Source organism: Caenispirillum salinarum, from assembly GCF_044803115.1.
Lineage (GTDB): Bacteria > Pseudomonadota > Alphaproteobacteria > Rhodospirillales > Rhodospirillaceae > Caenispirillum > Caenispirillum salinarum_A.
Genome location: NZ_CP085224.1, coordinates 791,824 through 817,366, shown reverse-complemented (window position 1 = coordinate 817,366; position 25,543 = coordinate 791,824). Strand labels below are relative to the sequence as shown.

Genomic DNA, 25,543 nt, shown 5'->3' with positions numbered 1-25,543 from the left:
CGGCGCGCTGCGCCGATGAAAACCGGGGGAGGCGCCGCGCCTCCCCCGGACCCCCTGCGGTCAAGTGGGGCGGTGCCAGACGGTGACGCCGTCGCGGTCGATCTCCGCCATCATGTGCGGGTCGCGGGCGGGGTCCAGATAGATGACATCCACAGGGCGCTCCAGCGGCAGAAGCGCCGCCGTATCCAGGTCGCCGGGCCGAACGCCCTCGCCGATGACCGCGAGGTCCACGTCGGACAGGCCATGGAAGTCCCCGCGCGCGACCGAGCCGAACACGACCATTCGCGCCACGCGCGACCCCTTGTCGGCGGCGGGCAGGGCCTCGCGCAGCCAGGACAGGATTTCGCCGCGGATACGCTCGCGGGAGGCCTTGGCGCGGGCGGCGAGGTCCAGGGGGAGTGTCATGATGCACCTCCGAACTTGGACCATGCCGCTTCGGCCACCGTCAACGCGCGGGTGGCGCGGTCGGCGTCGAACATCTCGCCCGGCGCTGTCAACGCATCGCCCATGGGATATCGCGCCGTCACCGCGAAATCGCTGAGTTCATTGAGGGCGCCCAAGTCCTGCCGCTCTTCCGCCGTCAGAAGCCCGACCTGCTCCAGAACGCGAGCGAGCCCGACGAGGTCATGAGTTCGGGGCGGCGTATGCCCGGCCTCGATCAGGACGGCCTTGAACAACTTCTCGACCGACTGCTGGGCAGCATTACAGGCCCACTCGAAATCCTCCATCTCGAAGGACTTCCGAGCGTGCGCCAAATCGCGCCCTGCCTGCCGGCGCCATGCGTCGGCCACGGGCGTCATGTGCGGTTTTCCGTCGTCATGCCGCCATTGTCGGCCAACACCGCTCAACAAACAAGCCGGTCCAGGACCCGCCGGGTCCTGGCGGGGAGTGTGAGCGACTGTCTTTCCGGTCAAACGATTTGCTCGCGCCATGGCTGGGCCTCCCGGATGATTGCATTGAGGATTGTGATGAGCTTGCGGGCGACGGCGATGATGGCAACGAGCTTGGGTTTGCCCTGAGCGACGAGGCGATCCCGAAACCCCTTGAGCAGGGGATTGTGCCGCGCGGCGACGAGGGCCCCCATGTAGAGGGCAGTTCGGACGGCGGCACGGCCGCCGCCGATGAAGCTCTTGCCACGCCATTTGCCGGATTGCCGCGTCCACGGCGCCAAGCCGACCAGAGCGGCGATTTGCCGGCGGTCGAGGGTGCCGAGTTCCGGCAGTTCGGCGATCAGGGTGCGAGCGATCTGGTCGCCGACGCCGGGAACGGATTTGAGGAGCTCGACTTTTTCCAGCCAGCTGGGCGACCGGCGGATGCTGTCGTCGATGTCCAGGTCGATGTCGGCGAGTTCCTTCTCGAGTGCTTTCAGCAGCCGCCTGATGCTCCTGGCCGTCCGGGAAGAGGCCCGTTTGAGCCTTTGGTTCTCCGCACCGATCATCGCAATGATCTGCCGTCTGCGAGCGACGAGATCGGCCAGCGCCTCGGTCTCGGCGTCAGGCAGCGGGCGCACTTCAGGCTTGGTGGCTTCGGCGAAACGAGCGATCACCGCAGCGTCGATCGGATCGGTCTTGGCCCGTTTCCCAAGGGCTTGGGCGAAGGCACGCACGCGCGCCGGATTGACCACGACGACCGGAAGGCCGGCGGCGGCCAGGGCTGCCGCGACGACGGTCTCGAAGCCGCCAGTGGCCTCGATCGCGATCCGCTCGGCGCCGAGCGGCTTCAATCGCTCGACCAGATCCGACAGCCCGCCATGATCGCGCGGAACATGGAAAGCGGCCATCGAAGGCGAGGTGGTGGCGACGTCCAACCGATCCTTCGAGACGTCGATGCCGATGTTGAGAGCGTCCATCCGATCCCATCCTTGCGCAAGCGGGCTTCGCTTCGAGCGGCCCAAGCGACTGTTCGGGTTCGATGGAACGGCGGACGAGGACCCTGGCTCACACACGGGCTTGGTGTCCCTGAGGGGCGTCGGTCTCTCGTCCGCCACCGCAACCGGTATCATACCGGATTCGGCACATGCTAAGTTACAAGGGGCGGCGCCCCTCACCGGCGCGGCAGCGCCATCCCCTACACCAAGCTTAAGCGGCTTCCTGTGTCTCGCCGTCGACCAGTTCGATGATGTCGCCGACGATCTGGGTCAGGTCGTAGTCCTTGGGCGTGTAGACGCGGGCCACGCCGGCGGCTTTCAGCGTTTGTTCGTCCTCGTGCGGGATGATGCCGCCGACGATGACCGGGATATCACTTAAGCCCGCCGCGCGCATGCGGTCCATCACGTCCGTCACCAGCGTCACGTGGCTGCCCGAGAGGATGGACAGGCCGACCACATGCACGCCCTCCTCCAGCGCGGCGTTGACGATCTGCGCCGGCGTCAGGCGGATGCCTTCATAGACCACCTCCATGCCGGCGTCGCGGGCGCGGACGGCGACCTGTTCGGCGCCGTTGGAGTGCCCGTCCAGGCCCGGCTTGCCGACGAGGATCTTCACCCGGCGGCCCAGGCGTTCCGAGACCTGGTCGACGCGCTCGCGCACCTTGACCATGCCGCTTTCCTTGGCGGCACCCGCGGCCCGGCCGACGCCCGTGGGGGCGCGGTATTCGCCGAAGATTTCGCGCAACGTCTGCGACCATTCGCCGGTGGTGACGCCGGCGTGGGCGCAGGCGATGGAGGGCTCCATGATGTTGCGGTCTTCCTTGGCGGCGGACGCGAGGTCGGCCAGGGCCTTGTCGGCGGCGGCCTGGTCGCGGTTGGCGCGCCAGCCGTTCAGGGCCTCGATCTGCGCCTTCTCGAAGCTTTCGTCCACGGTCATGATGGAGCCTTCGCCGGTGGTCAGCGGGCTGGGCTCGGCTTCCTGGAAGGCGTTGACGCCCACCACCGTCATGTCACCGGACTCAATGGCCTTCAGGCGCCTGGTGTTGGACTCCACCAGCCGCTGCTTCATGTAGCTGGACTCGACGGCGGAGATGGCGCCGCCCATGGCGTCGATGCGGGCCAGTTCCTCGCGCGCCTGTTCCTTCAGCGCCTCCACCTTGGCGTCGACCACGGCGGAGCCGTCGAACAGGTCGCCGTATTCCAGCAGGTCGGTTTCATAGGCGACGATCTGCTGGAGGCGCAGCGACCACTGCTGGTCCCACGGGCGCGGCAGGCCGAGCGCCTCGTTCCAGGCGGGAAGCTGCACGGCGCGGGCGCGGGCCTTCTTGGACAGCGTGACCGCCAGCATCTCCACCAGAATGCGGTAGACGTTGTTTTCCGGCTGCTGCTCGGTCAGGCCCAGGCTGTTGACCTGCACGCCGTAGCGGAAGCGCCGGTATTTCGGGTCTTCCACGCCGTAGCGGTTGACGCAGATTTCGTCCCACAGGTCCACGAAGGCGCGCATCTTGCACATCTCGGTGATGAACCGGATGCCGGCGTTGACGAAGAAGCTGATGCGGCCGACCACCTTGGGGAAGTCCTCCGCCGGCACCTGGCCGGAATCGCGCACCGTGTCCAGCACCGCCTGGGCGGTGGCGAGCGCAAACGCCAGTTCCTGCTCGGGCGTGGCGCCGGCTTCCTGCAAGTGATAGCTGCACACGTTCATGGGGTTCCACTTGGGAACCTCTTTATAGGTGAACGCCACCACGTCGTTGGTCAGCTTGAGGCTCGGCTGCGGCGGGAAGATGTAGGTGCCGCGCGAGAGGTACTCTTTTACAATGTCGTTCTGCGTGGTGCCCTGGAGGCTCTTGCGCTCCGCCCCCTGGCGTTCCGCGGCGGCGATGTAGAGCGACAGCAGCCACGGCGCCGGGGCGTTGATGGTCATGGAGGTGTTCATCTGGCCGAGCGGAATGCCGTCGAACAGGGTTTCCATGTCGCCCAGGTGGCAGACCGGCACGCCCACCTTGCCCACCTCGCCGCGCGCGAGCGGGTGGTCGGAGTCGTAGCCCGTCTGGGTCGGCAGGTCGAAGGCGACCGACAGGCCTGTCTGGCCGCGGGAAAGATTCTTTCGGTAGAGCTTGTTGCTTTCAACGGCCGACGAATGACCCGAATAGGTCCGGAAAAGCCAGGGCTTGTCACGCTTGGGCGCCGTCTCGGCGGTGGTGGAAGCGGGCTTCTCGGTCATGCGGATCTCCTCCGAAAGCGGTGACAGCGCACCAAAATTTCAACTCTGGGTTTGGCCGTGGCGTCATTTTGTTTCGCCTGTCATGGCCTGTTGTGCAAGAAAGTATCATTTTGTGCATTGCGAAGAAAGCGACAAAACGCTAAGGATGGGTCAACGCCATCCGCCGCAACCAACGTCCCACGGCGAACATTGGCGTCCTGGTGCAGCGCAACATTGGGACGTACGGCCCGCGCCGCTGCCGATGTCCCTTGGACGGCCCGGACACGACAAAGGGGAGTTCGTATAAATGACCAGCACGGCCGAAGTGATCGAGCTCAAAGCCGGTCAGGAAAAGAAGGACCTCTACGAGATCGGCGAGATCCCGCCGCTCGGCCACGTGCCCAAGCAGATGTACGCCTGGGCCATCCGCCGCGAGCGCCACGGCGAGCCCGAAGAGTCCTTCCAGGTGGAAGTCGTGGATGTCGTGGAGCCCGACAGCCACGAAGTGCTGGTCATGGTCATGGCCGCCGGCGTCAACTACAACGGCGTCTGGGCCGGCCTCGGCAAGCCCATCAGCCCGTTCGACGTGCATGGCGCCGACTACCACATCGCGGGCTCCGACGCCTCGGGCATCGTGTGGGCCGTCGGGTCGAAGGTGAAGAACTGGAAGGTGGGCGACGAGGTCGTCATCCACTGCAACCAGGACGACGGCGACGACGAGGAGTGCAACGGCGGCGACCCGCTGCTGTCGCCCACCCAGCGCATCTGGGGCTACGAGACGCCGGATGGCTCCTTCGCCCAGTTCACCACGGTGCAGGCGCAGCAACTGATGCCGCGCCCCAAGCACCTGACCTGGGAAGAAAGCGCCTGCTACACGCTGACGCTCGCCACCGCCTACCGCATGCTGTTCGGCCACCGTCCGCACGTACTGCGTCCCGGCCACAACGTGCTGATCTGGGGTGCCTCGGGCGGCCTGGGCTCCATGGCGATCCAGCTGTGCGCCACCGCCGGCGCCAACGCCATCGGCGTGATCTCCGATGAGAGCAAGCGCGACTTCGTCATGAGCCTGGGCGCCAAGGCCGTGCTGAACCGCAAGGACTTCAACTGCTGGGGCCAGCTGCCGACCGTGAACGGCGAGGGCTTCAAGGAGTACATGAAGGAGACCCGCAAGTTCGGCAAGGCGATCTGGGAGATCACCGGCAAGGGCAACGACGTCGACATCGTGTTCGAGCACCCCGGCGAGATGACCTTCCCGGTCTCCTGCAACGTGGTCAAGCGCGGCGGCATGGTGGTGTTCTGCGCCGGCACCACGGGCTTCAATCTCACCTTCGATGCCCGCTTCGTGTGGATGCGCCAGAAGCGTATCCAGGGCAGCCACTTCGCCCACCTGAAGCAGGCCGCCCAGGCCAACCGCCTGGTGATCGAGCGCCGCATCGACCCGTGCATGTCGGAGGTGTTCTCGTGGGAGGACATCGCCAAGGCGCACACCAAGATGATGCAGAACAAGCATAAACCCGGCAACATGGCCGTGATGGTCCAGGCCAAGGTGCCCGGCCGCCGCACCATCGAGGACGTGCTGGAGGGCTGATCGCCCGCCGCGTCATCACCGTACCAAGGCGCGCCCGGCCGTTCATCCGGGCGGGCACGCCGACCGTCCCTTCCCCTGCCATGCGAGAAGATCCGTGCAGATGCCCGCCAAGCTCATCATCCCCGACCTGCTGCACACCTGCGAAAAGGCCCTCTACACCGTTCGCGGCCTGCTGGACGTCATCAAGGAGCGCCTGAGCGCCAAGGTGATGGTCGACGGCAAGGTGGACTCGGCCGCCCTGGAACAGCACCAGTTCGCCGCCCACGGCTACGCCTGGTACTGCACCTACGAGGCCGCGCTGACCCAGATGCTCGCGTGGGGCAAGCGCCTGGAGGAGCAGGGCTCCTTCACCGAGCTTGAGCAGCTGCTGGTCCAGGCCGCCTACTCCGAATACCTGCACCAGATCTTCGGCGGCCTGCCCATGAGCCAGGGCGAGATGGTGCGGCTGGCCGACTTCGACATCGAGGTGCGCCAGCGCCAACTGCTGCAAAGCCCGCAGACCACGCTGCTGCGCGAGCACGGATACACCAACGCCTGCAAGAAGCGCATTGCGGAGCTGATCCAGGACGGCGAGCACTTCGGCCACCTGGGCCTCCAGGACGAAACCCTGGACATGGTGCGCGACACCTTCCGCAAGTTCTGCGAGGAACAGGTCGTCCCCCACGCCCACGAATGGCACCTGAAGGACGAGCTGATCCCCATCGAGATCATCGCGCAGATGGCGGAACTGGGCGTCTTCGGCCTGACCATCCCCGAGGAGTACGGCGGGCACGGCATGGGCAAGACCGCCATGTGCGTGGTGACCGAGGAACTCTCGCGCGCCTACATCGGCGTCGGCTCGCTGGGCACCCGCTCGGAAATCGCCGCCGAGCTGATCCGCCTGGGCGGCACGGAAGAGCAGAAGCAGAAGTACCTGCCCAAGATCGCCGCCGGCGACATCCTGCCGACGGCCGTCTTCACCGAGCCCAACACGGGCTCCGACCTCGCCAGCCTTCGCACCCGCGCGGTCAAGCAGGGTGACGAGTACGTGGTGACCGGCAACAAGACCTGGATCACCCACGCCAGCCGGTCGGACCTAATGACCCTGCTCGCCCGCACCAACCCGGACGAGAAGGGCTATCGCGGCCTGTCCATGCTGCTGGCCGAAAAGCCGCGCGGCACCGACGACACCCCCTTCCCGGCCGAGGGCATGGACGGCGGCGAGATCAAGGTACTCGGCTACCGTGGCATGAAGGAGTACGAACTCTCCTTCGACGAGTTCAAGGTGCCGGCAGAGAACCTGCTGGGCGGCAAGGAAGGCCAGGGCTTCAAGCAGCTCATGGAAACCTTCGAAAGCGCCCGCATCCAGACCGCCGCCCGCGCCGTGGGCGTCGCCCAAAACGCGCTGGAAACCGGCCTGCGCTACGCCAACGAGCGCATCCAGTTCGGCAAGCCCATCTACGAGTTCCCCCGCGTCTTCACCAAGCTGGCGTGGATGGCGGTGGAAACCATGGTGGCGCGCCAGCTCACCTACTTCGCCGGCGAGGAAAAGGACAGCGACCGCCGCTGCGATATCGAGGCCGGCATGGCCAAGCTGCTGGCGGCCCGCGTGGCGTGGTCCAACGCCGACAACGCCCTGCAGGTCCACGGCGGCAACGGCTATGCCGAGGAATACCAGATCAGCCGGATCCTCTGCGATGCCCGCATCCTGAACATCTTCGAAGGCGCCGCCGAGATCCAGGCCCACGTCGTCGCGCGCGGCCTGCTGACACGCTGAGGGTTCGGGTCAACCTCCAAGAAAGACCAAGAAAACCGGTGGTCGCTGTGAAAAGCGGCCGCCGGTTTTCGTTTGGGCGCTGACGCGCTTGGGGCCGCAGCCCAAAACTCCGGCCGATGCGAGAGGCACGGCCTCTCGCGCTCTCGGTGAGTTCGGGGGCGAACAAGCCCTCCGGTGGCCTCGCAAGGATGGCTGGCGGCGGAAGTGGAAGCCAGCTTTCGCTGACATGGCGGATAATTATTATTTAGAGAAAGCAAAAAAGTAACCAAACGTCATTCCTGCGAGGGCAGGAATGCACATCCGGCGCCGACCGCTCCCTCCGGCGCCGCCATCCTGACGGCCTCGTGACGAAGGGACCGCTGCGTCCAAATCAACCGCGCCAACGCACAAAAACCCGAAGGGTTCGGGACGCTGGTCTTCCCGATCAGGGGGATCGGGGGCCAGGTCCCCCATCTCGCACCGGCCGCCCGGAGCGCTGACGCGCGGGGCCGCCGCCCCGCACCCCGCTTTGCGAGAGCCTCGGGCTCTCGCGCTCTCGGTCGGTTGGGCGTTCGCGTCGATGCCGTTGCGGCGGTGGCGGGCGGTCGGCAGAAGGGGGGGGCCTGGCAGCGGCAGCGGGCGCCGGCCAGACGCCTGCCTCGGAATGGGACCGCCACGTCCCAACCGCCCCCAACTCACAAAAGACTGAAGGGTTCGGGCCCCCCGTTCCCGATCAGCGGAAGCGCTGACGCGCCCGAGGCTTAACGGTTCCCCAGCAGGCGGTCGACTTCTTCCTGGGTCAGGCCCTTGGGCTTATCCATGTCCTGGGCGTCGTCGCGGGCCTGGCCGGAGGTCAGGGCGTCGGCCACGAGGCCCTTGTTGTCTGCGAGGTGGCGCAGGAAGCGGTTGACCTTGCGGATGCGCTGGCCCGTCAGGTCCTGGAAGGCGCAGGCCTCCATGATCCCCTCCAGCCGCAGCAGCGTGGTCTGGTCGGGGTTGCGCTCCATCAGCAGTTCCGCAAGGCCAAGGATGCGGTTGACGGCGCGCTCCTGCTCGGTCACCGCCGCCTCCAGGTTACGGATGGCGGCGACCAGGGCGGCGTCGACCTTATCGGATGGCGGCGTGCGGCGGAGGTTCATCGTGCGGGGTCCACAAGCGGAAACGGCCGCCCGGCGGTCGGGCGGCCGTCAAAACTGCACCAGGGTCGCGGCGGAGGACAACGGCGGACGTCACAGGACGCGCCGGTTTTCGCCCGCCACAGGCGCGACCGCACGCGCATCAGCGCGGGGCCATCACCATGACCATCTGGCGGCCTTCCATCTTGGGGTGCTGCTCGACCTTCGCCATTTCCTCGAAGTCGTCGCGCACCCGCATGAGAACCTTCATGCCCAGGTCCTGGTGCGCCATTTCGCGACCACGGAAGCGCAGGGTGCATTTCACCTTGTCGCCCGCTTCCAGGAACCGCTTCACGTTGCGCATCTTCACCTGGTAGTCGTTCTCGTCGATGTTGGGCCGGAGCTTGACCTCCTTGACCTCGACGACCTTCTGCTTCTTCCGCGCTTCCGCCTTCTTTTTCTGGGACTCGAACTTGAACTTGCCGTAGTCCAGAATCTTGCAGACGGGCGGATCGGCGTTGGGCGAGATTTCCACGAGGTCCATCCCCGCTTCCTCTGCCATCTCCAGCGCCTCGCGGATATGCACGACGCCCACCTGTTCGCCATCGGCGTCGATCAGGCGGACTTGCTGCACGTTGATCGCATCGTTGACGCGCGGTCCTTCCTTGGACGGCGGCGCCATCATCGGCGGTCTAGCTATGAAACAGTCTCCCGTGTCTCTAATCAAAAAACCTCAAGGGCGCGTGCCGTGCGCGGCTCCCCACCGCGACCCGGAAACCGGGACGGACACCCGGCGGGCCGGAAAGTTTCCAGCCCGGGGATGCCCGTGGCGGTCGGGTCGGGCACGTGCCCGGTTCGGATGAAACGGCCTACTCGGCCGCCGGCTGCAACGCCGGCCGGCCCGGCATCGCCGCTTCGGCACTCAGTGTAGCAACGAAGTCCTTCAGCGCAAGGACTTCCTGCCCCTTCGAGCCCAGCCGGCGCACGGCCACGGTGCCTTCCTCGGCCTCGCGTTTGCCGATGGCGATGATGAAGGGCACCTTGCGCAAGCTGTGCTCGCGGACCTTGTAGTTGATCTTTTCGTTCCGCAGGTCCAGTTCCGCCCGGAAACCGGCGCTTTTCAGGGTGTGGAGCACCTGGCGGGCGTAGTCGTCGCCGTCCTGCGTGATGGTGGCGATGACGGCCTGGGTCGGCGCCAGCCACAGCGGGAACTTGCCGGCGTAGTTTTCGATGAGAATGCCGATGAACCGCTCGAAGCTGCCCAGGATGGCGCGGTGGAGCATCACCGGCCGGTGGCGGCCGCCGTCCTCGCCCACGTACTCGGCATCCAGGCGCTCGGGCAGCACGAAGTCCACCTGCAGCGTGCCGCATTGCCAGTCGCGGCCGATGGCGTCGCGCAGCACGAACTCCAGCTTCGGGCCGTAGAAGGCGCCCTCGCCGGGGTTGAGCGTCCACTCCAGGCCGGCGGCCTCGGTCGCTTCCTTGAGCGCCGATTCGGCCTTGTCCCAGGTTTCGTCCGAGCCGGCGCGCACCTCGGGCCGGTCGGAGAACTTCACGCGCACGTCGGTGAATCCCAGGTCGGCGTAGACCTCCTGCAAGAGCGTACAGAACGCCTGCGTCTCCGAGGTGATCTGGTCTTCCGTGCAGAAGATGTGCGCGTCGTCCTGGGTGAAGGCGCGCACGCGCATCAGCCCGTGCAGCGCGCCCGAGGGCTCGTAGCGGCTGCACGCGCCGAACTCGGCCATGCGCAGCGGCAGGTCGCGGTAGGACTTGATGCCCTGGTTGAAGATCTGCACGTGGCACGGACAGTTCATGGGTTTGATGGCCAGCGTGCGCTCGTCCTCGGTCTGGGCCGTGAACATGTTCTCGCGGAACTTGTCCCAGTGGCCTGAGCGCTCCCACAGCACGCGGTCGACCAGCTGCGGCGTGTTGACCTCCACGTAGCCGGCCGTCTCCAGCCGGTCGCGCATGTACTGCTGAAGCTTGCGGTAGAGCGTCCAGCCGGCCGGATGCCAGAACACCGAGCCTTGCGCCTCTTCCTGCATGTGGAACAGGTCCAGTTCGCGGCCGAGGCGGCGGTGGTCGCGCTTTTCCGCCTCCTCCAGCATGGTCAGGTATTCTTTGAGCTGCTTGTCGTTGGCCCAGGCGGTGCCGTAGATGCGCTGGAGCATCTCGTTGCGGGCATCGCCGCGCCAGTAGGCGCCGGCCAGCTTCATGACCTTGAAGGCCTTGGGCAGCTTGCCGGTGGACGGCAGGTGCGGCCCGCGGCAGAGGTCGAGCCAGTTGCCCTGGCGGTAGACGGTGACCTCCTCGCCCTCGGGCAGGTCGCGGATGATCTCGGCCTTGTAGTGCTCGCCCAGGTTATCGAAATAGGCGATGGCGTCGTCGCGGTCCCACACCTCGCGCACGATCTTCTCGTCGCGGGCGACGATCTCCTGCATGCGCTTCTCGATCTTTTCCAGATCGTCGGGCGTGAAGGGTTCGTCGCGGGCGAAGTCGTAATAGTAGCCGTTCTCGATCGCCGGCCCGATGGTCACCTGCGTGTTGGGATACAGCTCCTGCACCGCTTCCGCCATGACGTGAGCGGCGTCGTGGCGGATCAGGTCCAGCCCTTCCGGGTCCTTGGCGGTGACGATGGCCAGCGCCGCGTCGCGCTCGATGGGACGGGTGAGGTCCCACAGGGCTCCGTCGACCTTGCAGGCCAGCGCGGCCTTGGCGAGGCCGGGGCCGATGTCCTCGGCGACCTGCAGACCCGTGACCGGACCATCGTAATTGCGGACACTGCCGTCGGGCAGGGAAATGGCGACCATGGCGCTTACTCTTTTCCTCGTGTGGAGGCTGGAAATCTACAGGGAATCCCGCAAGGATCAACCCGCAAGACCGGGACGGCCAGGGGGCGGCGGCGACTCCGTCGTCGGAGGTCTGTCTGCGGGAGGGTCGGCCGGCGGCGTGCCGGCGAAGGCGAGGCTCAGGCCGCGGCGACCGCACCCGCGCCCATAGTTCGCGTGGCCACCCCGCCACCGGCAAGACCGGGGCGGTGGTTCTGGCTGACCAGGCTGCGGATCGCGAAGGGCACGGGTGAACGCCTCTGCGGCAGAAAAACGCGAATGACAGGCTGAACTCTAGTGCGCGCCCCCGGCCCTGTCCAGCCCGGGCGCGCCGGCGCGTCAGCCGGGCACCGCGTCGCCCAGGAACCCGCCCGACTGCCGCTCCCACAGGCGCGCGTACAGCCCGCCCCGAGCGATCAACTCCTGGTGGCGGCCGTCCTCCACGATCCGCCCCTGGTCCATGATCACCAGGCGGTCCAGCGACGCGATGGTGGACAGGCGGTGGGCGATGGCGATGACCGTCTTGCCTTCCATGAGCGACGATAGCTGCTCCTGGATCGCCGCCTCCACCTCGGAATCCAGGGCTGAGGTGGCTTCGTCCAGCACCAGGATCGGGGCGTTCTTGAGGATCACGCGGGCGATGGCGATGCGCTGGCGCTGCCCGCCCGACAGCTTCACCCCCCGTTCGCCCACCTGCACGTCGTACCCTTTCCGGCCGTGCGGGTCGCGCAGGTCGTGGACGAAATCGTCCGCCCGCGCCAGCCTGGCGGCCGCCACCACGTCCTCGAACCCCGCCTCGGGGCGGCCGTAGCGGATGTTGTCGGCGATGGACCGGTGCAACAGGGCCGTGTCCTGGCTCACCATGCCGATGCGGGCGCGCAAGGAGTCCTGCGTCACGCCGGCGATATCCTGGCCGTCAATGAGGATGCGGCCGCCCTCCAGGTCATGGAACCGCAGCAGCAGGCTCACCAGTGTCGACTTGCCGGCGCCCGAAACGCCCACAAGCCCCACCTTCTCTCCCGGCCGGATGTGCAGGGACAGGTCCTCGATCACGCCGCCTTCCTTGCCGTAGTGGAAGGTGACGTGGTCGAAGTCGATGGCGCCCTGCGTCACGCGCAGGTCGCGGGCGTCGGGCCGGTCCGTCACGCCGTGCGGCCGGGCGATGGTCTCCATGCCGTTCTGCACCGTGCCGATGTTCTCGAACAGGGCGGTGATGGTGCGCAGGATCCATCCCGACATCTGGGTCAGGCGGATGATGAGCCCCGTCGTCACCGCGATGGCCCCGGCCGAGACGCCGCCGACAAGCCACAGGTGGATGGTCAGCCCCACCGTCGCCACCAGAAGGAGGCCGTTGAGCACGGTCAGCGTCACCGTCATGTCGAAGATGGCGCGCATCATCACGCGAAAGGCGTCCAGGTGGCGCGTCATGCCGGCGTGGGCGAAGGCCTCCTCGCGCTCGGCATGGGCGAACAGCTTGACCGACAGGATGTTGGAGTAGCTGTCGACGACCCGCCCCGACAGCGCCGAGGTGGCTTCCGACAGGTCGGCGGACTTCTTGCGCACCGGCGGCACCATGCGCCAGACCACCCAGCCGTAGGCCAGCGTCCACACCCCCACGGGCACCAGCAGCCACGGGTCCATGGCGGCGAACAGGCCGATCGTGCCCAGCAGGAAGGTCACCAGGAACCACACGCCGTCGATGACATTCACCACCGACTCGCGCACCGCCGGGCCGGTCTGCATGACCTTCTGGGCGATGCGCCCGGCGAAGTCGTTCTGGAAGAAGGACAGGCTCTGCCGCACCACCCAGCGGTAGTTGTTCCAGCGGATGTCGTCGGTCAGCGCCGGCACGAGGGTCAGGTTGATGAGCCCGCGCTGCACCAGCACCAGCAGCGGCCGCAGCACCGCCGCCACGAAAGCCATGCCCGCCAGGGCCCATCCGTATTGCGCCAGGAAGTCCGCGGGCGGCGTCTCGCTGGCCCAGTCCACCAGCACGCCCAGGAAGGCGAACAGCGCCAATTCCGCCAGCGAGGCCAGCCCGGCGACCACCAGCGTCAGGATCAGCAGGCCCTTCACCGGCCGCAGGAAGTGCCGGTAGAAGGCGGCCACCTGCGATGGCGGGCGCGTCACGTCGGTGTAGTCCAGCCCGCGGAACAGGCGTTCGAAAAAGGCGTGCATGATGGGCGCCGGGCTCCTCTCATATAGGCTTTACGCCTGCCGCGCCCGGCGGATCAACGCCCGCGACAGGACGACGATCCGCCCGATCATGACAGGCCCCGGCAGCGCGGCCAGCGCCGGGGACGACAAGGCGAAGGCATGGACGGCGTTCATGTGGACGGCGACCGTCTCGCTGTCACGGTCGCCGTATTCATTGTGGCCGGCGATCACGCCCGGGTCGATGCCCGGCTGCGCCGCCCAAGACAGGCCTCCCCAGCCGCACAGGCGAGGCCGGCGCCCGCCGGTTCATTTCACCTCCCGCGGGTCGAGGCCCACCATGGCGGGGCCGTGGATCACCGTGCCGTCGGCGGCGAAGATGGAGCCGTGGCAGGAGCAGTCCCAGGTGCGCTCGCCATTGTTCCAGGTGACCGGGCAGCCCTTGTGCGTGCAAGTGGCGGAGACGGCGCGCAAGACGCCGCCCGCGTCGCGGTGGACGGCCACATCCTCGCCGTTGATGGTGAACACCGCGCCCTGCCCGGACGTCAGGTCCTCCGGCGTGTCGGGCTTCGGGAAATCCTCGGCCTCGCGCATGGGCGGGTGGGCGCCGCCCGGCCATGCGCGGGGCTCCCGCAGGCTGTCATAGAGCGCGGCGAAGGGGTTTTCGGCGCCGGTCAGCCGGTCGGCCAGGATCATGCCCGCCACCGTGCCGTGGGTGATGCCCCACGAGGAAAATCCCGTGGCCGTCCACAGGTGCCCGCTGTCGGGACCGGCCGGGCCGACGAAGGGGATGCGGTCCTGGGCGTCGAAATCCTCGTTCATCCAGCGGTACTGGATGGGCCGGGTGCCGAAGGTGTCGCGGACGAAGGCCTCCAGCCCCTGAAAGACGGCCTTGGTGTCGCGGACCTTCCCGACGGGAAGGCTCTCGCCGACGCAGATGAGCAACCGCTGCCCGTCCTCCCACGACGCCGACCGCAGGCTGTGGGTGGGCGCATCGACGCACAGGTACATGGCCTCGGGCGCCTTGTCCGCCGGGACGGGCACGGCGACGACCGCATGGCCGCGCGGGCTGGCCTTGTGATGGAAATGGCCGGGGTCCACGATGGGCAGGTTGGTGGCGATGATGACATCCGCCGCCCGCACCGTGTGGCCGGCGGCGGTCCGCACCACGCACGGGTCCCCCTCGTCGATGCCGGTGACCCGGGTCTCCTGGTGGACGTGTCCGCCGTTGGAGCCGGCCTCCTCGGCCAGGCTGCGCAGGTAGGGGACGGGGTTGAACTGTGCCTGGTCGTTGAAGCGCACGCCGGCGGCGATGTCGTAGGGCAGGTCGCCGGCGGCGTCGACGTGCGCGGCGGAGAAGCCCAGCGACCGTGCGGCCTCGGCCTCGGCCTCGAACTCGGCGGCGCGGGCGGGATCGCGGGTGAAGGTGACCGCGGGTACCGTCTCGTACCCGCAGGCGATCTCGCGCTCGCGGACGAAGGCGGCGATGCGGTCCATGGCTGCGCGCTGGGCGTCGGCGTAAGCCTGAGCGTCGTCGCGGCCGTAGGCGCAGATCATCTGGTCGTAGATCAGCCCGTGCAGGGCGGTGATCTTGGCGTTGGACCGCCCGGTGACCTGGGCGCCGATCTGCCGCGCCTCCAGCACCGCGACGCTTCTGCCCCGGCGACGCAGCAGCGCGGCGGCCGTGATGCCGGCCATGCCGCCGCCGACGATGCAGACGTCGACCTCCAGGTCACGGTCGAGCGGCGGAAAGGGCGCCGGCTGGCTGGCGGCGTTCCAGCAGCTGTCGGCGACGGGGGAAGACATGGCGCGGACCTCCGACCTTGGGTTTGCCATCGGTGCAAAGGCAATGCCGGCCACACCCCCCGGGTTCGGCGGCAACCGCCGTGGAAACGGCCGAAAGGCGGAAGGCCACCCATCCGGAGCAAGCACGAAGGGCGCCTTGGCCGGGCCGGTCTTTCGAATATCCTGACAGCTGGGCCTGCAGCCGCCCCTGGTCTGAAGCGCCGCGCCGCTCCGTCCCACGCCGTCCCCGCGAAGGAGCCGTCCCATGGCTACCGTCCACTTCGCCACCAACCGCAGCTACACCACCGGTCCGGACGGCACCATCACCTTCGGCGCACGGTTCCACCACGACGGACCGGAGTTCATCCGCTTCGGATCGGCCGACGTGGTCCGCAAGCCCGACGGCACGTACGACTGCCAGGGCTATCGGGTGGAGCCGGAAAGCGCGCAGACCAATCGACTGGGCAGCACCGCCGTGTTCGACCAGTTGCGCAAGGCCATGCGGGAGGGCTGCACCGACACCCTGTGCCTCATCCACGGCTACGCCTGCGGCTTCAAGACGGCACTGGAGCGGGCCGGGGAACTGCAGGACAAGTACGCCTTCGACGGCAAGCCGCTCAACATGTTCGTGTTTTCCTGGCCGTCCGACGGCACGACGGAATTCCAGGCCTACGGCCGCGACCGGATCGACGCCAGCATGTCGGGCGTCGCCATGGCCCGCGCCTTCCTCAAGCTCCGCCGCTATCTCATGGCACTGCCGGAGCAGACGGGACAGCCGCCGGACGGCTTCTGCAACCAGCGCATCCACCTGGTGGCCCACAGCATGGGCAACTACGCCCTGCGTCATGCCCTGCGGTCGGTGCGCAAGGAACTGGAGGGGGCGCCGCTGCCGCGCCTGCTGGACACGGTCTTCCTCATGGCAGCCGACGAGGACGAGGACGCCTTCGAGCACGACACCAAGCTGGGCCTGCTGCCGGAAATCTGCCGGCAGGTGCTGGTGTACTACAGCGAGAACGACCGGGCGCTGACCATCAGCGACGTGACCAAGGGCAATGTCGACCGCCTGGGCACCACCGGTCCGCGGGTGCTGACCGGACTGCCGCGCAAGGTAAAGCTGGTGGACTGCTCGGAGGTGGACTGGACCCGGCTCACCCACGGCCGGCACCAGTACTACCGCCTGCGGGACGAAGTGGTGACCGACGTCCGTGCCGTGCTGGCCGGCGTGCGGGCCGAGGACATGGCGTGGCGCAGGCGCGCGCCCAACGAACGGGCGTGGCGGATCATGCCCGGCGGCGCCGGCCCCGCCACCCGCGACGAACCACGCCTGCGGCGCGACCAGCTTGAACTGGCATGACGCCCGCGCCCCCTGCCGGAGAGCGCGGCGCGGGCGCGGGCGTTCAGTTCTTGTCTTCGCCCAGGCTCATGATCCCGATGCCCATGCCCACCGAGCCGAAGGTGACGAACAGCCCGAAGAACAGCAGGATCATGTAGAGGACTGTGTTGTCGCTGTTCCAGGCGAGCGTCCGGATGCCGCCCAGGTCCGTCGCAAGGACCAGGCCGCCGAACAGGAACCCGCCGAAGGTGCCGTAGAGCAGGTGCTTGAGCAGGAAGTCGAGCACGTGGCGTTCATGGGGTTTCAGGGGCATGGGATGCGTCCTCGTCGGTCCCGACGGTGGCTGATGGCACCGGCAGCCTAGGCCGCCCGCGCGTCCTTCGTCATTGCGATTTGCCGGTCGCCGTCGGCCTCAGCTTTCGTCGCCGTCGTGGAAGGCCGCCACCGCGCCGCTCTGCGGATCGAAGCCTTCCGCGTCGTTTGGCTCCGCCCCGGCGGCGCGCATGGCGTTCGCCACTTCCGCCACCACGGCCTCGGCAAGGGTGGCGTCGGTGCAGCGGGCGACGACCGAGGTGCCCAGGCGCTCCCCGCGCACGAAGGGATAGCTGCCGATTTCCACCGCCGGGAAGCGATCCTGGATGGCGCCCAGCGGCTCGGCGATGTCGCCTTCCCGGATATAGGCGGTGACGGCGCGGCTGTGAACGGGGGCGCCGCCGCGCAGCCCGTCCTTCACCGTGTCCAGCATGGCCTGGGCGATGCGCGGCACGCCGGCCATGACGAACACGTTCCCCAGCCGGAAGCCCGGCGCGTGGCTGACCGGGTTGTCCACCAGGTCCGCCCCTTCCGGGATGCGCGCCATGCGCAGGCGGGCGTCGTTGATGGTCTCCGACCCGTAGTGGTGGCGCAGGCGGCGCTCGGCCTCGGCGTTCAGTTCCACCTTCCGCCCGAAGGCCTCTGCAACGCAGTCGGTGGTGATGTCGTCGTGCGTCGGGCCGATGCCGCCGGTGGTGAAGACATAGTCGTTGGCCGCGCGCAGGGCGTTGACGGCGTCGATGATGGCCGCCTTGTCGTCGGCCACCATGCGCACCTCCTTCAGCCGCACGCCGCGGGCCCCGAGCGTCTTGGCGAAGGCCTGGACGTTGGCGTCGCGCGTGCGGCCCGACAGAACCTCGTTGCCGATCACCAGCAGCGCGGCAGTGACCACGGCGCCGTCTCGGCCGGTGGACGGATCGGCGGGCGCGGTGGGGCTGGCGGAGGTGGCGTCGGTCATGGAAACTCCTGGCGTGCGGACGATGGGGGTAACGCGATCCTTCGGCGGCGGCGGCGGGGCTGCTATGGTCGGGCGATTCGCAGGAAGGACACACCGCCCGCCATGCGCCGCGCCGCCGTCGTCGTGCTCGCCACTCTACAGGTCTTCTGTGCCGCCGTCATGCCGCCGCGCGCGGCCGCCGCCGTGCCCGAGCCCACGGCATCGAGCCGGACCGCCGGGGAGCTGGTCGCGCCGGACGCACGGCTGGCCGAGGCCCAGGCGCTGATGGCGGAACTGGGCTTGTGGGACGGCGCCAGCGATGGCCGCGCCTCCGCCGTCTTCGGACAGGCGGTCCGGCGTGCGCGCGGAATCCTCGGCCTGCCGCCCGAAACACTGACGCCCGTCGACGACGACCTTCTGTCGGCCCTGCGCAGCCGGGCGGAGGCCCGGCGCACGGCGCGCCAGCTTGAGGACGCCCGCGCCCGCGAGGAAGCCGCCGCCCATGCCGCCGTCGCCGCCTCTCCGCTTCTGAGTGCCGCCCTGCGTCCCCGGCCGGAGGACGACGTGACGGAGGCAGGCCCGAAGGCCGACGCCGCCCTGGACTCCTGCCAAGCCTCCCCCTCGACCACCTGCCTTCTGGACGCGGCCCGGCGCGCGGTGCGGGCGGTGATGGATGCGGAACTGCGCAACTGGGGCCTCAGCCGCATCGCCCGGGCCCGGGTGGCGCGCTCGGGCAGGCTGGACGACGCCTGGCCGGCCCTGCGGCTGGCCGATGATCCGCGCACCGTCTTCACCACCCTGTCGGCCGTTGCCGAGGAAGCCGCCGCGGCTGGCCGGACGGACCTGGCGCACGCGGCGGTCGCGGCGCTGGAGAGCTACCCGCCCGTGGCCGCCCGCGCCGCCGCCGAGGCCGCGCGCCTTCTCGCCGCCACGGACCCGTCCGCCGCCAGCGCGCTGGCGGCACACGCCGAAACCCTGCTGCCCGCCGTGCCGGGACAGGACGATCGCCGGGCGGTGCTGGCAGCCCTGGCCCTGGCGGCGCATTCACAGGGCGATGCTGCCCGGGCCGGGGCGCTTCTGGGCCGGGCGCCGGGTCCGCCGGAAGCCCTGGTCTCCGCCTGGGCCACCGTGGGCGGCGCCGCGGCCGTGGCGCCGTTGCTGCGCGCGCTCCCTGCCGAAGCCGTACCCGCGGCACGGCGGGCGGTGGCGGTTGAACTGGCGGCGGCACATGCGGCAGAGGGCGACGCCGACGCGGCGGTCGCGGCGACGCAAGCCATCGACGAGGCACGCTACCGGGCCGTCGCCCTGGCCGGCGCCGCGGCTGTCCTGCACCGGCCGGACCTGCTGGAACGCGCCCAAGCCATGGCGAAGGACATTCCCCTGCCCTTCGCCCGCGCCTTCGCCTTGACCCATGTGGCCGAGGCGTGGCTGGCGCTCGACCGGCCGGCGCAGGCGCTGGCGGCGGCCCGGCGCGTCGAGACCGACACCCTGGCCGTGGCGGTGCTCGACCGCATCACCCGACATCCCGCCGCCGATGGTGCCGTCCGGGCAGAGGCTGCGCGCGCCGCACAGGCACGCCTGGAAGCCATGATCGATCGCGTGGCGCGGGTGCGCGTCTGGGCGGACCGCGCCCAGGCCCTTGTCGGAGCCGACCCCGCCGCCGGCGCCGGCGCCGGCGCCGCGGCACGCGCTGCGGTGGACGGCGCGCTCGCCATCCGCAACCGCTGGAGCGCCGCCCGCGCCCTGCTGCACGCGGCCGGGGCGGTGGCGGCCCTGGACGCGGCGGGGGTGGACGTGGCACCCGCCGATGCCGATGTGGAAGGAGACAGCGGGCGCTGACAAGCTGCGCCGACGCCTGTATCGTCCCACCATCCTTTCATTTTTCCAACCGAGGACCGCATGAAGCTGCCCGTCGTGGAAGTCGCCGCCGAGGCCTATCATTTCCTGTGGCGGCAGCGGCGGACGCTGGTCGACCGCGCATCGCTGCCGCTTGCCGTGGTGCTGATCGTGGGCATCATCGAGTATCTGACCGGCGCGCCCTCGGGCGGCGGCGACCTGCCGGCCCCGACCCCGCCGCCGGGCGCCGAGGGCGGCGGCACCGGACCGGACGCCAACGGCAACGGCAACGGCAACGGCGGCGATCCCGCGGGGCCGGGCGGCCCCGCCCTTCTTTTGTCACTGGCCTACTTCGCCATGTCGCTGCCGTTTCTGGTGGGCTGGTACCGGCTCGTCGTGCTCGGCCCCGGCGCCGTCGCCGGCCGCTTCCCCCTGGCCTTCACGCGGCTGGAGGGCCGGTTCCTGCTGTGGATGGTGGTCATCGGCCTGGTGCTGGTGGTGCCGCTGGTCATCTCGGGCGCCATCGCGGTGCCGTTCGCCACCGGAGAGATCTCGGGCACGCAGGTTTCCCCCGTGCCCATGCTTCTGGCCGTGGGCATGTTCATCCTGCTGATCCTGGCGTCCTTGCGGCTGAGCTTCGTCTTTCCCGCCATCGCCGCCGAGGAGCCCGTCAGCTTCGCCCGCGCCTGGGAGATCACCAAGGGCAACAGCCTGCGCCTCCTGGGCCTGATGGCGCTGGTGCACGTTCCGGTGCTTGTGTTCGGCGCCATCATCGAGGCCTTCGCCGTGGGCCTGGGCCTGCCGTTCAGCCTCGTGCTGTTCGTCGACCTTGCCATTTCCTTCACGATCATGGCGCTCGGCGCTACGGCCTTCGGGGAAGCCTACGTCCGACTGAGGTAACGAAAGACCCATTTTTCCCGCACCTTATGGGTCTACACGCGCGGATACCCACCCCTTGGGCATATAGGCCGTCGATAGCCATGAAATCTTTGGCGGGATTGATATGATGCAATGTCCAAGAACGACAGGGGGCGCTTGCGGACAGAAGACGACAAACGTCTCGCCGGGCGCATGGGCTTTGTGGGGGATTTCATGGCATTTCTCGACTTTTCCGAGCATCTGAAGGTCGGCTTCGCACTCATCGACGACGACCACAAGATCCTGATCGACCAGATCAACATGCTGGCCGACTCGCTGGCGCACGGCGATGACCAGGATGCGATCGGCAGCGTGCTCAACGTGCTGGTGGACTACACCGAGTTCCACTTCGGCCGCGAACAGCAGCTCATGGAGCAGACCGGCTACGAGCAGTCGCCCGGCCACCTGCGCGAGCATGCCGTCCTGGTCAAGCAGGTCAGCGAGATGAGCCGCCGCTATCAGGCCGGCGAGGCCACGGCCAAGGACCTGATGAATTTCCTGAAGGTATGGATCACCCAGCACATCCTGAAGTCCGACAAGGCGCTGGCCCAGCACCTGCTGGCGCACAACGGCTCCACCGAGCTGGTGCAGCAGGCGACCGGCCGGGGCGAGATCCAGTGGTCCAAGCTGTCGGTGCTGATCGTCGATGACCAGTTCAACTTCCGGTCGCTGCTGCGCAGCCTGCTGAACACTCTGGGCGTCACCCATATCCACGAGGCCAAGTCGGGGCACGAGGCCCTGGACATGATGGCCAACTTTCCGGTGGACGTGGTGCTGGTGGACGACGGCATGAAGCCGATGGACGGCATCTCCTTCACCAAGGCGGTGCGCTCGGGCAAGCACGGTGTCAATCCGAAGACGCTGGTGATCCTCATGCCGTCCAACGAGATCACCAAGGATTACCTGCTGCGCGCCACCCAGTCCGGCGTGCACGATCTGGTGGTCAAGCCGCTGGCGGCCAAGACCGTCCGCGGACGCATCGAGCGCCACCTGCGCCAGCCGCTGCCGTTCCGCCAGATGGGCGACATGCTCATACCCGTGCGCCAGCCGCCGGCCAAGGCCCAGGCCGCCCGCGCCTGACGGGCAGACCGCAAGGCAGGGCGCCGCAGAAGGGGGCGGGCGCCCGATCCTCCGTCCGGGTGACCACCGGATGGACCGCCGCATGGGACCGAACCGCACGCCGATCCAGCCGTTGACCGGGCACGTCCCGTTGCAACCTCCGGACGGTGGTCATGAAACCTGCGCTCAAGGTCGTGGGCGTCGCGGCCCTGGTGCTCGTCACCGGGGTGGCGGTGGCGCTGGCCTTCCCTGCCTTCTGGCTTGAACCTCTTCTGGAAAACCGCCTGAGCGCGCGCCTGGACCGTCAGGTCCAGATCGACGGCTCGGTGGACCTGTCCGTCTTCGATCCACCGGCGATCATGGCCGAGGATGTGGCCGTCGCAAACCCCGCCTGGGCGCAGGAACCGTGGCTGCTGCAGGCGCAGACCCTGCGCGTGACCTTCAGCGCCGATGCGCTGTGGTCGTTCTCGCTCAAGCCCGTCGCAATCGGCCTCGACCAGCCGCGCCTGTTTCTCGCGCGCAACGGGGACGGTGGCACAACCTGGGACGTGGCCGGCCTGGGCGGCGGCCAGAGCCAGGGGAGCGGGGACAGCGGCCGGGACCTGGACCGCCTGACGGTCGACGACGGCCGATTCCGCTATCGCGATCCCGGCCAGGACACGGACCTGACCGGCACGCTCTCGACCACGGCCGACGGCACGGCCTACGACGCCAGCGGCACCTACAAGGAACGGGAGACAGAAGCCTCCGGCACCGGCGGCGATCTGCTGGTCCTGCTGCGCGGGCGCGCACCCTGGCCGCTGGAGGCCGAGGTCACGGCGGGCGGCCATGACGTCAGCCTCCAGGGCACCGCAACCGGCCTGCCGGCACCGACGGGGCTGGACCTCACCATCGCCGGCGCCGGTCCGAGCCTGGCGGGGCTGGGCGAACTGGTTGGCGGCGGCCTGCCCACCTCGCCGCCCTACGACCTGGCCGGACGGCTGACGCTGACCGACGGCCGCTGGCAGTTCTCCGATGCCTCCGGCACCATCGGCGAGAGCGCGGTCGCGGGCTTGGTGGCCGTCGAGCCGGCGGCAGATGGCGGGCCGACCCGGCTGACCGTCGATTTGTCCTCCGGGCACATGGAGGTCGCCGACATCGCCGCCGTGCTGGGCGAACCGGGGGTGTCGGAGGGCCCGGCGCAGATCCCCGCCGAGGCCTTGCGCGCCTACCGCGCCGACGTGACGCTCAAGGCCGATGAACTGGTGGTGGCGGGCCGCGCCCTGCCGGATGCGCGCATCCAGGCGAGGCTCGAGAACGGCCGGCTGACCGTCGATCCGCTGATGGCCGGCGTGGGTGACGGACGGATGCAGGGCCGCGCCGAACTGGCCGCCGGATCACCGCCCACGGTCGCGGTGTCGCTGGAACTGAACCGCCTGGAGTTGAATCCGCTGGCCGGGGTGGAGGCCGTGCGCGGTGTCTTCGGCGGTACCGTGGACCTGGAATCATCAGGGGCGACGGTGGAGGCCATGCGGGGCAACCTCTCCGGCCGCGTGGCGCTGCTTCTGTCCGACGGCCGCCTGACGCGCCAGTGGCTGGAGATGGCGCAGATCGGCCTTTCCGACCTGACGGGGCTCTTCATTCCGCAGGAGGATGACGCCACCGCCATCCGCTGCGCCGCCGCCGGCTTCGACGTGTCGAACGGCGTCGCCGAGGCCACCGCGCTTTACGCCGACACCGAGGCCGCCGTTGTGCGCGGCGACGGGGCCATCGACCTGCGGGACCTGACCCTGGATCTGGCCTTCACCATGGACCCGAAGGGCGCCGTTACCCTCGCCTATGACGGTCCCGTGCATGTGACCGGGCCGATCAGCGATCCGAGCATCGAGGCCGGCGGCGTGGCGAGCACCGTTCTGCAGGGGCTGGGCGCGGTGGCGCTGGGAACGGTTCTGACGCCCGTGGCCGCGGTGGCGCCCTTCATCGACACCAGCGTCGGCGCGGAAGGCGGGTGCCGCCAAGCCCTGGACGAAACGGTGGCCGAACAGGAAGACGGGACCGCCGAAGACGCAAACGATCGCAAGGACGAAGGCGGCTAGCGGTCGCTGAAGGCCGTGTCGCGGCTGCGGCGCAGCGCCAGCACCGCCTGGGTGCGGCTGCCCACGTTCAGGGCCTTGAGGATGCCCGTGACGTGGCTCTTGACCGTCGACAGGTTCAGCCCCATCCGCTCGCCGATTTCCTGGTTGGAGAGGCCTTCGGCCAGCAGGCGCAGCACGTCCTGCTGACGCTTCGTCAGCCCCGCCGGCAGCGTGTCCAGCGCCCCTTCCATGAAGCGCCCGGCCGACGTGTGCAGGGGGACGGGCCGGCCGTCGCCGTTGCCGCGCTCCAGCCCGCCCAGGACCGGCGGCAGATAGGTGCCGCCCGCCAGGACCAGGCTGATGATATTGGCCAGCAGCTTCTGGTCGGTGGACTTCGGCACGAAGGCCTTCACGCCCTGCGCCAGAACCGCGCGCATTTCGTCGGGCTGGTCCAGCATGGAGAACACCAGCACCGGCGTCCGCCCGGCCATCTGCACGATCTCGCGCACGTCCTCCAGGCTGCGGATGCCCGGCATCTTCAGGTCCAGGATCAAGAGGTCGGGCGACGTCGCGCCCTGCTCCGCCACGGCAGCAAGGATGGACCGGAGGTTGTCGCCACTGGCTGCCTCTACGACCTCGGCCTTCGGAGTCGCCTCGGCCAGAAGGTGCCGCAGACCGGTCCGAACGATGGAATGATCGTCCGCGATGACGATGCGCATGACTGGAAACCCCACGTACTGCCCCCAGTACCGCCGCGATGGGGGAATGCGGCGGGACTGCTCATTTAAGCCCGACCCCCTAATACCATTGCATAGGGCGCGGCGCGACTATTTTTCGCACGAAAGTGGTAGAACGCCGACCGAAAAATTGGCTCTTGGCGGCGGCGGCCATCCGCGCTTACCTCTCTGCGTCACGATCCGGCCCGTTTCGTGCCAAAGCGAGAGGACGACCATGTCGAGCACGCCCCGGTTCCTTGTGGTGGAAGGCAACGTCAAGGAGGCCAGCGAGGCCCTTGAGAAGGCCGGCGCCACGCCTTTCGGCCCGCTGTACGCCCGCACGCTGCAGACCCTGCACCCGGGGGCGGTGTGCGACATCGTGCGCCCGGCCGACCCCGACGGCACCCTGCCCTCGGGCGCGCAACTGCGGGATTATGACGGCGTCGCCTGGACCGGCTCGGCCCTCAACGCCTACAACACCGACCCACCGGTGATGCGCCAGGTGGAGCTGGCGCGCGAGGTCTACGACAGCGGCGTACCCTTCTTCGGCTCGTGCTGGGCGCTGCAGGTGGCGGTGGTGGCCGCCGGCGGCGTGGTGCGCAAGCATCCCGCCGGCCGCGAACTGGGCATCGCCCGCAAGATCCGCCTGACCGAGGCCGGAAGGGCGCACCCCATGTTCGCCGGCAAGGGGCCGGTGTTCGAGGCCGTGTGCATCCACCAGGACGAGGTGGAGACCCTGCCGGTGGATTCGACGCTGCTGGCATCCAACGATCACAGCCATGTCCAGGCCGCCGAAATCCGCCACGGCCGGGGCAGCTTCTGGGGCATCCAGTACCACCCGGAATACGACCTGCACGAGATCGGCCACATCTGCCTGCGCTATGCGGAACCCCTGACCGAGCAAGGCTGGTTCGCAAGCGTCGCCGCCTGCGAGGAGTTCGTCGCCAAGCTTGATGCGCTGAACGCCGACCCGGCGGGCCGCAGGGACCTGCGCTGGCAGCTGGGAATCGACGCCGACGTGCTGGACGAAGCCGTGCGCCTGCGCGAGATCAAGAACTGGATCGACTACCGGGTCCTGCCGGAAATCGTGCGGCGGCGCTGAC

Annotated in this window: 21 protein-coding genes; 8 read left to right on the top strand and 13 right to left on the bottom strand. The window is 68.7% G+C overall.

Annotation, left to right across the window (positions count from 1 at the left end; all coding sequences use genetic code 11):
• Positions 1–60 precede the first annotated feature (60 nt).
• The 4 genes from LG334_RS03785 to LG334_RS03770 all read right to left on the bottom strand — a co-directional run bounded on the left by LG334_RS03785 (position 61) and on the right by LG334_RS03770 (position 4,091).
• Positions 61–405, bottom strand: a complete 345-nt coding sequence (locus LG334_RS03785; RefSeq protein ID WP_404383437.1) for a nucleotidyltransferase family protein — start codon at positions 403–405, stop codon at positions 61–63.
• Positions 402–800, bottom strand: a complete 399-nt coding sequence (locus LG334_RS03780) for a HEPN domain-containing protein (RefSeq protein ID WP_404383435.1) — start codon at positions 798–800, stop codon at positions 402–404. The genes LG334_RS03785 and LG334_RS03780 overlap by 4 nt, the downstream gene beginning before the upstream one ends.
• A 110-nt stretch (positions 801–910) precedes the next feature.
• Positions 911–1,849 (bottom strand): IS110 family transposase, encoded by a 939-nt coding sequence (locus tag LG334_RS03775; protein ID WP_404378827.1) that lies wholly within the window; start codon positions 1,847–1,849, stop codon positions 911–913.
• A gap of 229 nt (positions 1,850–2,078) precedes the next feature.
• Positions 2,079–4,091, bottom strand: coding sequence for a methylmalonyl-CoA mutase family protein (locus LG334_RS03770; protein WP_404383433.1), 2,013 nt, complete (start codon positions 4,089–4,091; stop codon positions 2,079–2,081).
• A gap of 286 nt (positions 4,092–4,377) precedes the next feature.
• On the opposite strand from LG334_RS03770, the gene ccrA reads away from it, so the two are divergent.
• Both ccrA and LG334_RS03760 read left to right on the top strand, forming a co-directional pair.
• Positions 4,378–5,658, top strand: coding sequence for a crotonyl-CoA carboxylase/reductase (ccrA, locus tag LG334_RS03765; protein ID WP_404383431.1), 1,281 nt, complete (start codon positions 4,378–4,380; stop codon positions 5,656–5,658).
• A gap of 100 nt (positions 5,659–5,758) precedes the next feature.
• Entirely contained in the window at positions 5,759–7,414 is a 1,656-nt protein-coding gene (locus LG334_RS03760) for an acyl-CoA dehydrogenase family protein (protein WP_404383429.1), read from the top strand.
• A 740-nt stretch (positions 7,415–8,154) separates the two neighbouring features.
• Here LG334_RS03760 and LG334_RS03755 read toward each other — a convergent pair.
• The 6 genes from LG334_RS03755 to LG334_RS03730 all read right to left on the bottom strand — a co-directional run bounded on the left by LG334_RS03755 (position 8,155) and on the right by LG334_RS03730 (position 15,296).
• Positions 8,155–8,532, bottom strand: a complete 378-nt coding sequence (locus LG334_RS03755; protein ID WP_404383427.1) for a hypothetical protein — start codon at positions 8,530–8,532, stop codon at positions 8,155–8,157.
• 139 nt (positions 8,533–8,671) lie between these two features.
• A complete protein-coding gene (gene infC, locus LG334_RS03750; protein WP_404383425.1) occupies positions 8,672–9,193 on the bottom strand; it encodes a translation initiation factor IF-3 in 522 nt (173 codons plus the stop codon).
• Positions 9,194–9,377: 184 nt separating this feature from the next.
• Positions 9,378–11,318 (bottom strand): threonine--tRNA ligase, encoded by a 1,941-nt coding sequence (gene thrS / locus LG334_RS03745; RefSeq protein WP_404383423.1) that lies wholly within the window; start codon positions 11,316–11,318, stop codon positions 9,378–9,380.
• A gap of 357 nt (positions 11,319–11,675) precedes the next feature.
• On the bottom strand, positions 11,676–13,514 hold the full coding sequence (locus tag LG334_RS03740) for an ABC transporter ATP-binding protein (RefSeq protein ID WP_404383421.1): 1,839 nt from the start codon (positions 13,512–13,514) through the stop codon (positions 11,676–11,678).
• 30 nt (positions 13,515–13,544) lie between these two features.
• On the bottom strand, positions 13,545–13,724 hold the full coding sequence (locus LG334_RS03735; protein ID WP_404383419.1) for a hypothetical protein: 180 nt from the start codon (positions 13,722–13,724) through the stop codon (positions 13,545–13,547).
• Between the two features lie 75 nt (positions 13,725–13,799).
• Positions 13,800–15,296: an FAD-dependent oxidoreductase gene (locus LG334_RS03730; RefSeq protein WP_404383417.1), complete on the bottom strand. Its 1,497-nt coding sequence runs from the start codon at positions 15,294–15,296 to the stop codon at positions 13,800–13,802.
• 244 nt (positions 15,297–15,540) lie between these two features.
• On the opposite strand from LG334_RS03730, the gene LG334_RS03725 reads away from it, so the two are divergent.
• Positions 15,541–16,629: an alpha/beta hydrolase gene (locus LG334_RS03725; RefSeq protein ID WP_404383415.1), complete on the top strand. Its 1,089-nt coding sequence runs from the start codon at positions 15,541–15,543 to the stop codon at positions 16,627–16,629.
• A 43-nt stretch (positions 16,630–16,672) separates the two neighbouring features.
• Here the strand turns inward: LG334_RS03725 and LG334_RS03720 are convergent, their stop codons facing one another.
• The gene (locus LG334_RS03720; RefSeq protein ID WP_404383413.1) at positions 16,673–16,921 is read right to left on the bottom strand and encodes a hypothetical protein; all 249 of its coding nucleotides are present in this window, start codon (positions 16,919–16,921) and stop codon (positions 16,673–16,675) included.
• Between the two features lie 99 nt (positions 16,922–17,020).
• Positions 17,021–17,878, bottom strand: coding sequence for a competence/damage-inducible protein A (locus tag LG334_RS03715; protein ID WP_404383411.1), 858 nt, complete (start codon positions 17,876–17,878; stop codon positions 17,021–17,023).
• Between the two features lie 102 nt (positions 17,879–17,980).
• Here LG334_RS03715 and LG334_RS03710 point away from each other — a divergent pair, with 102 nt between their 5' ends.
• From LG334_RS03710 to LG334_RS03695, 4 genes are all read left to right on the top strand, one after another.
• The gene (locus LG334_RS03710; RefSeq protein ID WP_404383409.1) at positions 17,981–19,696 is read left to right on the top strand and encodes a hypothetical protein; all 1,716 of its coding nucleotides are present in this window, start codon (positions 17,981–17,983) and stop codon (positions 19,694–19,696) included.
• 60 nt (positions 19,697–19,756) lie between these two features.
• A complete protein-coding gene (locus tag LG334_RS03705) occupies positions 19,757–20,593 on the top strand; it encodes a hypothetical protein (RefSeq protein WP_404383407.1) in 837 nt (278 codons plus the stop codon).
• 192 nt (positions 20,594–20,785) lie between these two features.
• The gene (locus LG334_RS03700) at positions 20,786–21,691 is read left to right on the top strand and encodes a bacteriohemerythrin (protein ID WP_404383405.1); all 906 of its coding nucleotides are present in this window, start codon (positions 20,786–20,788) and stop codon (positions 21,689–21,691) included.
• Between the two features lie 152 nt (positions 21,692–21,843).
• The gene (locus tag LG334_RS03695; protein ID WP_404383403.1) at positions 21,844–23,745 is read left to right on the top strand and encodes an AsmA family protein; all 1,902 of its coding nucleotides are present in this window, start codon (positions 21,844–21,846) and stop codon (positions 23,743–23,745) included.
• On the opposite strand, the gene LG334_RS03690 is transcribed toward LG334_RS03695, so the two are convergent.
• On the bottom strand, positions 23,742–24,443 hold the full coding sequence (locus LG334_RS03690) for a response regulator (protein ID WP_404383401.1): 702 nt from the start codon (positions 24,441–24,443) through the stop codon (positions 23,742–23,744). The two genes, LG334_RS03695 and LG334_RS03690, sit on opposite strands and share 4 nt — an antisense overlap.
• A gap of 232 nt (positions 24,444–24,675) precedes the next feature.
• On the opposite strand from LG334_RS03690, the gene LG334_RS03685 reads away from it, so the two are divergent.
• Positions 24,676–25,542: a type 1 glutamine amidotransferase gene (locus LG334_RS03685; RefSeq protein WP_404383399.1), complete on the top strand. Its 867-nt coding sequence runs from the start codon at positions 24,676–24,678 to the stop codon at positions 25,540–25,542.
• Position 25,543: the final 1 nt, after the last annotated feature.